The following is an 11,687-nucleotide window of genomic DNA, read 5'->3' on the forward strand; positions in this document are numbered from 1 at the left end:
GGCGGTCCTCTTGATCATCGTCATCAGGGCGCGGGGGTCAGGCCTTCGACCCGCACGCTCCAGCCTTCTTTCGGGAAGCCGGGCGCATGGCCGGTCGAGCCGTCCCAGCCGCCCGCCATCAGACCCACCGCCATCAGCAGCGAGCCGTTGGACGGGAAGTAGGTCTCGGCCGCGCGGCGATAGCCGGCGCCGTCCGGGTTGACCGCCATGGCGACGCCGCCGGCCCCGGCGGAGACAGGCACCAGTTCGTCGGCGTGCTCGTCCAGGTGGACGCGCGGCGTCATGCCGGTGACGCCCCACTGGTTGTTCTTCAGGTCGGCGAACAGCCAGTCGACGGCCTTGTCCGGCTCGCCGAGACGGGCGGCGGTCATGGCCATCATGGGGAAGTCCCAGCCCCAGGTCTGGCGCACGTCCCAGTTCTGCTCCACCGCCTCGAAGGTGCGGCGCATGGCGTTCGGGTCGATGCGCGCGCCGGGGATGAAGCCATAGGCCATCAGGAAGGAGGGGTGGTCGCGGTTCTTGCACTGACTGGCCGCCGCATGCTTGCGGCAGGCGTCGGACATGGCCGTGTACCAGAAGTCCGGCACGCTTTCGACCGGCAGGTAGAGGCCGTCCTTCATCGCGGGCGGGGCGATTTTCGCCAGCGCCTGATCCCAGTCGGCGCGGCGCGGCTGGTCCTGACGGAGCCGCCATTGCTGCGCGGTTTCCAAGGCCCAGCGGAAATACTCGACCTCGAAGGTCGGGTTGATCGTGGTCAGGGGATCATAGTTTTCCTGCGCCGGGATCAGGGGCGTGCCGAGGTTCAGGCGGCCGTTCTGCTCGATGGGCCAGGAGGCCAGAAGGTCGGCGGTGGTCTCGACCAGTTCGGCGTAGCGGCCGAGCACGGCAGGGTCCTTGTCCGCGCGCCAGACCAGTTCGGCCAGCAGGATGGGGTGCGGCTGCTGCCACATGATGAAGGGGGAGACGAGGCTGGGGCTGTTGCGGCCTTCCGGCCCGACCATCTTGGGCCACCAGGCGCCCTTGACCCCGTGACGCGCGGCCTCTGCGCGGGCGTTGTCGAGGTTGCCCAGATACCAGGGCAGGCTGCGCTCCAGCAGTTCAGGACGGCCCCACATGGCCTGCCAGCCGGCGTGCCAGGGGTGCATCTCCAGATGGAACTTGCCGTACCAGGAGTTGGAGAAGAGGCCCTCTTCCTGCGGCGGCAGTTCGCCCGCGCCGTTCACCGCCGACAGATATTGCGACAGGACCACCCGGCGCTCCAGCTCGGCGGCGCGCGGGTCGGTCGAGCCGGTGAAGTCGACGGCGCCGCCCTCAGTCCAGAAGGCGTTCCAGTGGCGGGTCACGGCCTGAACGCCGGAGGAATAGGCCGGGGCCTTCGTCGTGTCGGCCTCTTGGTCAAAGCGGACCATGACGGTCAGCCGCTCACGCCCATTGGCGACGACGCTGAAGCTGTCGGCGCCGCTCTGCTCGATCTTGCCCGAGGCGATGATGCCGGAATGATAGGCGGTGTCGTCCAGGGTGCGGCGGATCCGGACGTCGCCCGTGTCGAAGGCGACGACGTCCAGGCTCTGGGCGCCCGCGCCGTCGAAGCTGGTCGGATCTGGATTGATAGCGGGGTTCACGCCGGGATAGCGGACCTGAACGCCCAGACCCTGAGACGCGACGAGCGGCGACGCGATCTCGACCATCACCATGTCCAGCGTCGGGTGGACGCGGGTCACGACCTCGACCGGCTGGCCGTCATAGATGAAGCGGCTGGTCAGGGTTCCTGACCACAGGTCCAGCGTCTGGCGCGTGTCCGCCACCTTGGCGAAGTCCAGGGCGCGGCCGTCATTCAAAGTCAGGCCGATGCGGCTCAGCGAAATGCGATGCGGATTGGCCCGCAGCCAGGTGTAGGCGGGGTTGGTCTCGGCGTCGGCCCAGGACTTCATCCAGGCATAGGGCTGCTCGCCGCGCCCAGGGACCGGCACGTTTATGAGCCCGTTTTGCTCGGTATAGCCCTCAGGGTTGGGGAAGCTGTGCCAGGCCCACTGGGCCATGGTCAGCAGGGGGGCCAGTTCCGAATACTGCTCAGGGAAGGTCTGTAGGCCGGTGATGTCGGCGGTGAATCCCAGGTCGCCGTTGCCCAACTGAATCGGGGCGTGCCGGTTGATGGCGGTCAGCGTCACATTGTGACGCTGGGCCAGGGCCTGCCGGTCAATCGGGGCCGCTGGAGCGACCGCCACCGAGGGGGTGACGGTCTGGGCGCAAGCTGCAGTCGGGCCAGCCAGCAGGGTGAAGGCGAGGAGGGCGGAACGCAGACGCATCACTTGGCCTCCGCCCGACCCAGGCCGGCGCCCTTCCATCCATACCAGGCGACCACGGCGAAGCAGGCGGCGGGCAGCAGGAAGGCGATGTTGGCGCCGTAGAGGTCGGCCAGCTTGCCCATGGGCCAGGGCAGCAGGACGCCGCCGCCGATCGCCATGACCATGAGGGACGAGGCCTTCTTGGTGCCGGCGCCCAGACCGGTGGTGCCCAGGGCGAAGATGGTGGCGAACATGGTCGACATGAAGAAGAAGACGGCGATCAGGGCGATGGGCGACACCTTGTCGATGCCGGCCGCGACCACCAGGGTCAGGGCGACGTTGATGACGCCATAGGTGGTCAGCAGGGTGCGCGGCCTGACCTTGAGCAGCAGGCCCGTGGCGGCGAAGCGTCCGACCAGATAGCCGATGGCCGCCAGCGACAGCATGAAGGCGCCCTGCTGCGAGGTCAGGCCCTGCCAGTTGTGGGTCACCAGATTGATGAAGTAGGCGCCGATGCCGACCTGGGCGCCGATGTAGAGGGCCTGGGTCACCACGCCGGCGATGAAGTGGGGCTGCTGCGACAGAGGCTTGGCCGGGGCGTCGCCTGCGACGGCGTCGCCGTGATCGGCCAGGCCGGTCTCCGGCAGGCGGGCGCGCCAGACGACGGCGGCGAAGATCAGGACCGCGACGGCGATCAGGCCATAGACGATCTGGATCGAGCGGGTCGCGCCGCCCAGGGCCTCGGTGGTCGAGGGGCTGAAGAAGACCGCGCCGCCGATCATCGGGCCGATGAAGACGCCGAGTGCATTGAACGACTGGGCCAGGTTCAGGCGCTGCGAGGCCTTGGCCGGGTCGCCCAGGACGTTGACGTAGGTGTCAGCCGAGGTTTCCAGCACGCACAGACCGGCGGCCAGGACGAACATGGAGCCGACGAAGGGCAGGAAGCTGCCGGCGTTGGCGGCGGGGATGAACAGGAGGGCGCCGAACGCCGTCAGGGCCAGGCCCGAGACGATGCCGAACTTGTAGCCGCGTGCATTCAGCAACATGCCCGCGGGCAGGCTGAGCAGCAGATAGGCGCCGAAATAGGCGATCTGCAGCCAGGAGCTGTCCGCCTGGCTGATGCTGAGCGTCTCCTGGAAATGCTTGTTCAGCACGTCCAGCAGCCCATAGGCCAGGCCCCAGATCAGGAAGCAGCCGATGGCGAAGGCCAGCGGGCCGCGCAGGCTGCCGGCGGCGGGGAAGGCGAGACCGCCGGGGGTGTGGGCGGCGTCGGTTTCGATACTCATGTCGTCCTCTTGGGCTTCCTCGGGTCCGGCGCCGTCTTGATGCGGGCTCGGCGTATGATGGGGGTCAGATGCGGTAGATCGCCTCGGCATTGGCGGCGAACAGACGGTCGCGTTCATCGATCGAGAAGTCGGCCGTGATCGCGTCGAAGGCGGAGTAGAAGGCGTCGAAGCTGCCGTGGACCCGCTCGACCGGAAAGTCGCTGGCGAACATGGCGCGATGCGTGCCGAAGGCCTCAATGCAGGTCAGCACCACGGGCTGGATGCTGTCGGGGGTCCAGGCGCGGTCGGTGATGCCGAGGCCGGAGATCTTGATCGAAACCTGCGGGCGCTCGGCCAGGGTCTTCAGCCCGGCGCGCCAGACGGCCATGCCCGCCTCGTCGCGGTCGGTCGGCAGACCGGCGTGATTGATGATCAGGGGGGTGTCGGGATGGGCGTCGGCCAGTTCCACGGCGCTCGCCATCTGCGACGGATAGAGCTGCAGGTCGAAGGACAGGCCGTGACGGGCGAGCTTGGCGAAGCCTGAGCGCCACACAGGGTCGAGCAGGGGATCGGCGGGGTTGTAGGTTTTCAGCGGATCGGCGTGCCAGCAGACGATCTGGCGCACGCCCCGGACATTGGGGCGCGCGGCCTGGGCCTCCAGCAGGGCGTCCAGATCGGGATCGGTCAGGTCGGCGCCGGCGACGATGCCGTGCGGATAGCCGTAGTCGTCAGCCAGGGCTTGCAGCCAGTCGGTCTCGGACAACTGATGCCCGCGCGGCTGGCCGGCCTCGACGTGGACGATCTTGCCCACACGCCAGCCCGCCGTGTCGGCCAGATAGTCTCCCAGCAGATAGTCTTGGTGCGCGATCGGGGCCATGTCCCCCGCCGGATTGTTCGGCAGGGGATCGTCCTGCAGCCAGCCGTAGCGGGCGCGCGAGAGGTCCCACAGGTGGACGTGGCAGTCGACGATGCGAAGGTCGCGGCCCACCCGAAGCTCCCTAGTAGGTCGTGCGGCCGCCCGACGTATCGAACGTCGAGGCGGTGGTGAAGCTGCATTCTTCCGACGCCATGAAGCAGACCATGGCGACGCTTTCCTCGACCTCGCCCAGACGGCCCATCGGGATCTTGGAGCGCATGTAGTCGACCTGGCTTTGCGGCATCTGCGCCAGGATGGGGCTTTCGAAGGTGGCGGGGGTCAGGCTGTTGGCGATGACGCCCTTGCCGGCCAGTTCCTTGCCCAGCGACTTGGTGAAGCCGATCACGCCGGCCTTTGACGCCGAATAGGCGCTGGCGTTGGGGTTGCCTTCCTTGCCCGCGACCGAGGCCACGTTGACGATGCGGCCGTAGTCGTTGGCCAGCATGTAGGGGACGATGGCGCGCGAGCAGTAGAAGACGCCGTTCAGATTGATGTCGACGACGCGCTTCCAGCTGTCGAGCGGGAACTCGTGCACCGGAACCGTGGCGCCGGTGATGCCGGCCGAGGCGACCAGGATGTCGATGCGGCCCAGGGCCTCATGCGAGGTCTTGGCGGCGGCCTCGACGGCAGCGGCGTCGGAGACGTCCAGCGCGACGGTTGCGGTCGCGCCGACTTCCTCGGCGGCGGCCTTCAGCGCATCAGCATTGAGGTCCCAGAGGACCACCTTGCCGCCCTCGGCGACGATGCGGGCGGCCGAGGCCTTGCCGAGACCGGAGGCGCCGCCGGTGACGACGGCGGTGCGGCCGATGAAGCGACCTTGATAGGCGCTCATGCTGCGGCGTCCTTCGACCAGGCGACGACCGACTGGCGCTGGCGGCCCAGCTTCTCGATGCTCAGCTCCATGACGTCGCCGGCCTTCAGGTAGAAGGGCTCGGGCTTCTGACCCAGACCGACGCCGGGCGGGGTCCCGGTGGTGATCAGGTCGCCGGGCTCCAGCGTCATGAACTGGCTGACGTAGGACACGATCTCGGCCACGCCGAAGATCATGGTACGGGTGTTGCCGGTCTGCATGCGCTTGCCGTTGAGGTCCAGCCACATATCCAGGGTCTGGACGTCGCCGACCTCGTCCCTGGTGACGATCCAGGGACCGACCGGGCCGAAGGTGTCGCAGCCCTTGCCCTTGTCCCAGGTGCCGCCGCGCTCGGTCTGGAAGGCGCGCTCGGACACGTCGTTGATCAGGACGTAACCCGCGACATGGTCCAGGGCGTCGGCCTGTTCGACGTAGGAAGCCCGCTTGCCGATGACGATGCCCAGTTCGACTTCCCAGTCGGTCTTCTCGGAGCCGCGCGGAATGACAACGGTATCATTCGGGCCCGTCAAACAGGAGACGGCCTTGGTGAAGACCACGGGCTCGGCCGGGATGGGCAGGTTGGACTCGGCGGCGTGGTCGGCGAAGTTCAGGCCGATGGCGATGAATTTGCGCACGCCGTTGACCGGCACGCCGTAGCGGGGCGCGCCCTCCACCCGGGGCAGGGTCTCGGGATCAATCGCCTTCAGCGCGGCGAGGCCTTCGCCCCACAACTGATCCGGTGTGATGTCGGCGACCACGCCCGACAGGTCGCGGATACGACCCTCGGCGTCGAGCGTGCCGGGCTTTTCCTGGCCCACAGGGCCGTAACGCAGCAGTTTCATAGTGAGGCCTTCTTAGCGGGCGTAGGGGCGGTGCAGGGCGATGTCGCGGTTCAGCTCGACGCCGAAGCCGGGCGCATCAGGCACCTTGAGCTTGCCGTTCACGGGGACCGGCTCGCCGATGAGTTGCGGATGGAACATGGGCACGACCTCGTCGGCGCCCGGGGCCATCATCAGGAACTCGGCGAACGGGCTGTTATGGCGCGTCACGACGAAGTGGTAGGAATAGACGGACGATCCGTGCGGGATCATCAGCACGCCCTTGGCGTCGGCCATGGCGGAGATCTTGATCAGCTCGGTGACGCCGCCGCACCAGCCCACGTCCGGCTGGATGATGTCGCAGCATTCCATCTCCAGCAGCATGCGGAAGCCCCAGCGGGTGGCCTCGTGCTCGCCGGTGGTGACCAGCATCCCCTTGGGCGCGTTCTTCTTCAGCGCCTGATAGCCCCAGTAGTCGTCGGGGCTGAGCGCCTCCTCGATCCACTTCAGACCCATCTTGTGGGCTTCGTGCGCCAGGCGGGTGGCGTAGTTCAGATCCAGCGCCATCCAGCAGTCGAACATCAGCCAGAAGTCGTCGCCGCAGGCGTTGCGCATGGCCTCAAGCTCGGCCAGGTTCTTGCGCAGGCCTTCCTCGCCTTCTGCGGGTGCGTGGTGCAGGGGCATCTTGCCGCCGATGAAGCCGAGTTCCTTGGCTTTGTCGGGTCGGGCGCCCGTGGCGTAGAAGGTCAGCTCATCCCGCACCGCGCCGCCCAGCATGGCGAAGACCGGCTCCTGACGCAGGCGGCCGAGCAGGTCCCACAGCGCCAGATCGACGCCGGAGATGGCGTTCACCACCAGACCCTTGCGGCCATAATACTGGGTCGAGAAATACATCTGATCCCAGATCTTCTCGACCTCGGACGGATCGCGCCCTTCCAGGAAGCGGGCCAGGTGTTTCTCGACGATATAGGCGGCGGGCTCGCCGCCGGTGGTCACGGCGAAGCCGACCACGCCGTTGTCCGCCTCGATCTCGACGACCAGGGTGCCCAGCACATTGATGCCGAAGCTGCGGCGGCTCTGGCGATACTCGGGATACTTGGCCATCGGCGTGGCGATGTGGTCGTCGATCCAGTGACCGTCGCCCTGATCGTGATAGTCGGCGCCTCCCCCCTGATTGGCGCCCGTGCCGTCGTTCTTCACGACGAAGGCGCGGACGTGTTTGATCTTAGGCAGACGGCTCATTGAGAAATCACCGAGATGCGGTAATTCTCTCCCAGTATGCGGGATGTCACTGGCGTTCCTCCGTGCGACCCGTCAAACTTGCCAACCTTTTGAGCGGCCCGCTTGCGTGTTTTGCTACATTCTGGGAATGAGGATTACGAGATGGGACGAATGACGTCAATCAAGACCGAGCAAGTCGAGGGCGAAGAGGAAGTCGGGGTCAAGGCCTCCGGCAGCCAGACCCTGCTGCGTGGACTGGATGTCATCGACGCCCTGATGGAGGGTTCGCTGCCGCTGGCCGAGCTGTCCGAGAAGCTGGAGCTGACGCGCAGCACCACCCACCGCCTGGCCTCGGCCCTGGTGGATCGCCGCCTGCTGTCTTTCCGCCCGCGCGAAGGCTACAGCCTCGGCCCCAAGCTGCTGGAGCTGGGCCACGCCGCCAGCCAGCAGATGCACCTGCCGCGCGTGGCGCGCCCCTATCTGGAGCATCTGTCGGCGGTGACTGACGACACCGTCCATCTGGGCGTGCTGGACGGTCGCCATGCTCTTTATCTGGACAAGGTCGCCGGGCGTCGCCGGGTCAACATCGGCTCGCGCCTTGGGGAGCGTCATCCCATCGCCTCGACCGGCCTGGGCAAGGCCTTGATCCTCGACAAGTCAGAGCCCGAATGGAGCGACTTCTACGCCCCCGAGGGCACGCCGTTTGATTCCGCCGCCCGCGCCGTCTGGATGGAGCGGATGCGCGGATATGCGCAGAAGGGCTACGCCTTCGACCTGGAAGAGAACGAGGATCAGGTCCGCTGCGTCGCCGCGCCGATCCGTTCGGTCGACGGCCATGTCGTGGCCGCGATCAGCGTCTCGTCCGCTGCACAATATATGTCCGACGCCCGGATGGCCGAGCTGACCAAGACGGTCACCGATGCCGCCAACGCCATCAGCGGCGACCTGGGCTGGACCCCGAAACCCTGAAGCAACTGAGACTGTACGGAGCCCCCATGCTGCTTAAAGACAAGGTCGTCCTCATCACCGGAGGATCGCGAGGCATCGGGGCCGCCGTGGCCGTGGAAATGGCCAAGCAGGGCGCGGACGTCGCCATCAACAGCAACTCGGGCGGCGCGGCCGCCGCCGAAGTGATCGCCGCCGTCGAGGCCCATGGTCGGCGCTGCATCTCGGTCGAGGGCGATGTGGCCCTGCCGGAAACGGCGACGGCCTTTGTCAACGCGGCGGTCGAGGCCTTCGGCCGTGTGGACGTCTTTGTCTCCAACGCCGGCATCTGCCCCTTCCACGCCTTCCTCGACATGCCGGCCGAGACGCTGAAGCGTACGATGGAGGTCAACCTGCACGGGGCCTACTTCATGACCCAGGCGGCGGCGAACCAGATGGTGAAGCAGGGCAATGGCGGGGCCATTGTCGCCATCAGCTCGATCTCGGCCCTGGTCGGCGGCGAGTTCCAGACCCACTACACCCCGACCAAGGCGGGGGTGCACAGTCTGATGCAGTCCTGCGCCATCGCCCTGGGGCGTCACGGCATCCGCTGCAACTCGGTGCTGCCGGGCACCATCCTGACCGACATCAACCGGGATGATCTGTCCGATCCGGCCAAGCGCGAATACATGGAAGGCCGCATCCCGCTGGGTCGTCTGGGCCAGCCCGAGGACATCGGCGGCGCCGTCGCCTTCCTGGCGTCTGACATGGCGGCCTATGTCACCGGCGCGGCCCTGCTGGTCGATGGCGGCGCCTTTGTGAACCTGCAGTAGGGCGGGCGGCGTGAAGGCGGCCTCCATCACCGATTATCGCGAGCTGGCGCGTCGGCGCCTGCCGCGCTTTCTGTTCGAATACATCGACGGCGGCTCCTACGCCGAGACGACGCTGGGGCGGAACATCACCGACCTGCGCGACGTGGCCCTGCGCCAGCGGGTGCTGCGCGACGTGTCGAACATCGACCTGTCGACGACCCTGTTCGGCCAGAAGGTCAGTCTGCCGGTGGCGCTGGCGCCGGTCGGACTGGCGGGGATGAACGCGCGGCGCGGCGAGGTGCAGGCCGCCCGCGCCGCCGCCGCCTTCGGCGTGCCCTTCACCCTGTCCACGGTCGGCGCCTGTTCGATCGGCGAGGTGGCGGCGGGCAGTCCCGCGCCCTTCTGGTTCCAGCTCTATATGATCCGCGACCGCGCCTTCATGGCCGACCTGCTGGATCTGGCGGAACAGGCGAAATGCCCGGCCCTGATCTTCACCGTCGACATGCCGGTGCCGGGCTCGCGCTATCGCGACTACCACTCGGGTCTGGCGGGGGCGTCGGGCTTGTTTGGCGACATGCGGCGCGCGATGCAGGCCGTGGCCCATCCGGCCTGGGCCTGGGACGTGGGGGTCAGGGGCGGTCCGCACTCGCTCGGCAATGTGGCGCCGGTGCTGAAGGGCAAGACCGGCATCGACGACTTTTTCGCCTGGATGCGCGACAATTTCGATCCGACCGTGACCTGGGATGATCTGGCCTGGGTGCGCGAGCGCTGGAAGGGGCCATTGATCATCAAGGGCGTGCTGGACGCCGATGACGCCAGGCGCGTCGCCGACCTGGGCGCAGACGGTCTGGTGGTGTCGAACCACGGCGGGCGTCAGCTGGACGGCGTCCTGTCCTCGACCCGCGCGCTTCCGCCCATCGCCGATGCGGTCGAGGGGCGGCTGACCATTCTGGCCGACGGCGGCATCCGCAGCGGTCTGGACGTGGTGCGGATGCTGGCCCTGGGCGCTGACGGCGTGCTGATCGGTCGGGCCTGGGCCTATGCCCTGGCCGCGCGCGGCGAGGCGGGCGTCAGCCACGTTCTGAACCTGATGGCCGCCGAGATGAAGGTGGCCATGGCCCTGACCGGCGTCACGCGCGTGGACCAGTTGGACCGCAGCACCCTGGCCTGATCCTCCGTCCCGCACTTGCGACCTCATTTCCATTATGTAAGATCAAAATATACATAATGAGAAATGACACGGTTCTGCGTGTCTGGGGAACGTCTGATGAAGCATCTGTTTGCGACCGCCGCCCTGACCCTGAGCGCCTTGACCGTCATGGCCCCAGGCGCGGCGCGGGCCGAGGTCATCCGCGCCAACACCCCCGCCGTCGGTCTGACCATCGACCGGATCGGCGCCTTGCCAGATGCGGAGCGCGGCGCCTGGGCCGACTATCTGGCCCGTTCGCAGGCCCAGCATCTGGCGGACCGCGCCGCCCTGGCCGCCGAGCTGCCCGCCGGGGCGACGCCCCCTCCGCCGCCCTTGGCCATTCGCGGCAACAGCTCGCACATGCCGCTGGATCGCCCGGAGGAATGGTACGGCACGGCCGAGGCCCGCGCGGTCGCCGACGCGGTCGTCAGCTTCCAGACCCCTGCCGGCGGATGGAGCAAGAACCAGGATCGCAGCCTCAAGCGTCTTCCGGGGCAGCGCTTCTCCAACGACGCCGAGACCATGGAACAGAACCCGGCCAATTTTGACGCCCCGGCCGACCGCTTCTGGACCTTCGTTGGCACACTGGACAACAACGCCACCTGGACCGAAATGCGCTATCTGGCCAAGGTCGCAGCCCAGGCGCCGGGGCGTGAAGGCGACGCCTGGCGCGCCAGCATCATCAGGGGCGTCCACTATCTGCTGAACGCCCAGTATCCGAACGGCGGCTGGCCGCAGATCTGGCCGCTGGAGGGCGGTTTCCACGATTCCATCACCTTCAACGACAACGCCGTGGCCGAGGCCGCCATGGTGCTGCGCGACGTGGCCAACGGCGCCGAGGGCTTCGGCTTCGTGCCGCCGGAACTGGAAGTCCGCGCCGCCGAAGGGGTGAAGAAGGCCATCGACGTCACCCTGGCCGCCCAGGTGCGCAAAGGCGATCAGCTCTTGGGCTGGCCCCAGCAAGTCGAGCCCATGCGTCTGGTCCCCACCAGCGCCCGCAACTATGAGCCGCGCTCGATCGCCAGCGGCGAGACCACAGATATCCTCGAGTTCCTGATGGGCGAGCCCAACCCGTCGCCAGAGGTCAAGGCGGCGATCCGTGGCGGCGTGGCCTGGCTGGAATCGGTGCGCGTTTACGACAAATCCTTTGAGATGACCGACGACGGCCGCAAGCTGATCGACAAGCCTGGCGCCGGCCCCCTGTGGTCGCGCAACTATGACCTGGTCACCGGCCGCCCGATCTTCGGCGACAAGGACCAGACCATCCACGACGACGTCAACGGCATCTCGATCGGGCGCCGCAACGGCTATTCCTGGTGGCTGGCCGCCCCGCAGCGCGCGCTGGACCTCTATGCAAGGTGGTCGACCCTCCATCCGTAGGATGGACACTGCTATTATAGATAATCT

General features: G+C 67.5%; 10 protein-coding genes. 4 read left to right on the forward strand and 6 right to left on the reverse strand.

Translation table 11 applies throughout. The annotated features are described in order from the left end of the window. Nucleotides 1–23: 23 nt before the first annotated feature. From HNP51_RS14045 to rhmD, 6 genes are all read right to left on the reverse strand, one after another. Nucleotides 24–2,306, reverse strand: a complete 2,283-nt coding sequence (locus HNP51_RS14045; protein ID WP_260398520.1) for a hypothetical protein — start codon at nt 2,304–2,306, stop codon at nt 24–26. Then, the gene (locus HNP51_RS14050) at nt 2,306–3,571 is read right to left on the reverse strand and encodes a sugar MFS transporter (RefSeq protein WP_184272122.1); all 1,266 of its coding nucleotides are present in this window, start codon (nt 3,569–3,571) and stop codon (nt 2,306–2,308) included. Before HNP51_RS14050 ends, HNP51_RS14045 begins: the two co-directional genes overlap by 1 nt. Nucleotides 3,572–3,635: 64 nt before the next feature. Further along, nucleotides 3,636–4,538 (reverse strand): amidohydrolase, encoded by a 903-nt coding sequence (locus HNP51_RS14055; protein ID WP_184272119.1) that lies wholly within the window; start codon nt 4,536–4,538, stop codon nt 3,636–3,638. A gap of 10 nt (nt 4,539–4,548) precedes the next feature. Beyond that, nucleotides 4,549–5,298: an SDR family NAD(P)-dependent oxidoreductase gene (locus tag HNP51_RS14060; RefSeq protein ID WP_184272116.1), complete on the reverse strand. Its 750-nt coding sequence runs from the start codon at nt 5,296–5,298 to the stop codon at nt 4,549–4,551. Continuing rightward, a complete protein-coding gene (locus HNP51_RS14065) occupies nt 5,295–6,158 on the reverse strand; it encodes a fumarylacetoacetate hydrolase family protein (RefSeq protein ID WP_184272113.1) in 864 nt (287 codons plus the stop codon). The genes HNP51_RS14060 and HNP51_RS14065 overlap by 4 nt, the downstream gene beginning before the upstream one ends. Before the next feature lie 12 nt (nt 6,159–6,170). Next, nucleotides 6,171–7,376 carry an L-rhamnonate dehydratase gene (gene rhmD, locus HNP51_RS14070; RefSeq protein ID WP_184272110.1) on the reverse strand — a complete coding sequence of 402 codons (1,206 nt, stop codon included), beginning with the start codon at nt 7,374–7,376 and terminating at the stop codon, nt 6,171–6,173. 150 nt (nt 7,377–7,526) lie between these two features. Between rhmD and HNP51_RS14075 the strand changes: the two genes are divergently transcribed. The 4 genes from HNP51_RS14075 to pelA all read left to right on the forward strand — a co-directional run bounded on the left by HNP51_RS14075 (nt 7,527) and on the right by pelA (nt 11,660). After that, complete coding sequence (locus HNP51_RS14075) at nt 7,527–8,324, forward strand: IclR family transcriptional regulator (protein ID WP_184272107.1); 798 nt, start codon at nt 7,527–7,529, stop codon at nt 8,322–8,324. Nucleotides 8,325–8,350: 26 nt separating this feature from the next. Then, nucleotides 8,351–9,112, forward strand: coding sequence for an SDR family NAD(P)-dependent oxidoreductase (locus HNP51_RS14080; RefSeq protein ID WP_184272104.1), 762 nt, complete (start codon nt 8,351–8,353; stop codon nt 9,110–9,112). A 10-nt stretch (nt 9,113–9,122) separates the two neighbouring features. Continuing rightward, nucleotides 9,123–10,262, forward strand: coding sequence for an FMN-dependent L-lactate dehydrogenase LldD (gene lldD, locus HNP51_RS14085; RefSeq protein WP_184272101.1), 1,140 nt, complete (start codon nt 9,123–9,125; stop codon nt 10,260–10,262). Nucleotides 10,263–10,358: 96 nt separating this feature from the next. Next, complete coding sequence (gene pelA / locus HNP51_RS14090; protein ID WP_184272098.1) at nt 10,359–11,660, forward strand: pectate lyase; 1,302 nt, start codon at nt 10,359–10,361, stop codon at nt 11,658–11,660. Nucleotides 11,661–11,687: the final 27 nt, after the last annotated feature.

This window comes from Brevundimonas bullata (assembly GCF_014207965.1).
Lineage (GTDB): Bacteria > Pseudomonadota > Alphaproteobacteria > Caulobacterales > Caulobacteraceae > Brevundimonas > Brevundimonas bullata_A.

Bases quoted from the DNA above. Each gene is read 5' to 3' on its own strand.
- HNP51_RS14045 (WP_260398520.1), bottom strand. From the start codon at position 2,306: ATGCGTCTGCGTTCCGCCCTCCTCGCCTTCACCCTGCTGGCTGGCCCG.
- HNP51_RS14050 (WP_184272122.1), bottom strand. From the start codon at position 3,571: ATGAGTATCGAAACCGACGCCGCCCACACCCCCGGCGGTCTCGCCTTC.
- rhmD (WP_184272110.1), bottom strand. From the start codon at position 7,376: ATGAGCCGTCTGCCTAAGATCAAACACGTCCGCGCCTTCGTCGTGAAG.
- HNP51_RS14060 (WP_184272116.1), bottom strand. From the start codon at position 5,298: ATGAGCGCCTATCAAGGTCGCTTCATCGGCCGCACCGCCGTCGTCACC.
- HNP51_RS14080 (WP_184272104.1), top strand. From the start codon at position 8,351: ATGCTGCTTAAAGACAAGGTCGTCCTCATCACCGGAGGATCGCGAGGC.
- pelA (WP_184272098.1), top strand. From the start codon at position 10,359: ATGAAGCATCTGTTTGCGACCGCCGCCCTGACCCTGAGCGCCTTGACC.
- HNP51_RS14075 (WP_184272107.1), top strand. From the start codon at position 7,527: ATGACGTCAATCAAGACCGAGCAAGTCGAGGGCGAAGAGGAAGTCGGG.
- HNP51_RS14065 (WP_184272113.1), bottom strand. From the start codon at position 6,158: ATGAAACTGCTGCGTTACGGCCCTGTGGGCCAGGAAAAGCCCGGCACG.